The 233-nt window shown below is 68.2% G+C and carries 1 pseudogene; it reads right to left on the bottom strand.

Features of this window, described 5'->3' with window-relative positions:
- Positions 1 to 43 precede the first annotated feature (43 nt).
- Positions 44 to 233 (bottom strand): annotated as a pseudogene (locus tag FNJ47_RS49070) (ABC transporter ATP-binding protein); the annotation flags it as partial.

Below are 233 nucleotides of genomic sequence, written 5' to 3'. Positions count from 1 at the left end.
AGGTGCGCCGCCGCGTCACGCCAGCGAGGGTCGGACAGGAAACTCATCCTGCGCTTGCTCCCGCGAGCAGGGCGTTCAGGCGCTCGGCCTGCCGCTTGGGCGTGCTCAACAGCTCCGCCACATAGGGCTCGTTGGTGTTTGACAGCTCAGCCGGCTGGCCTTGCGCCACAACCCGTCCGGCCCGCATCACCGCGATGCGATCGGCAAGCAGCAAGGCCGCCGTCATGTCGTGA

The sequence above is a fragment of the Bradyrhizobium uaiense genome (assembly GCF_010811875.1).
GTDB lineage: Bacteria > Pseudomonadota > Alphaproteobacteria > Rhizobiales > Xanthobacteraceae > Bradyrhizobium > Bradyrhizobium uaiense.
The sequence above is the reverse complement of the archived record's forward strand: the minus strand, read 5'-3'. Positions and strand labels throughout refer to the sequence as shown.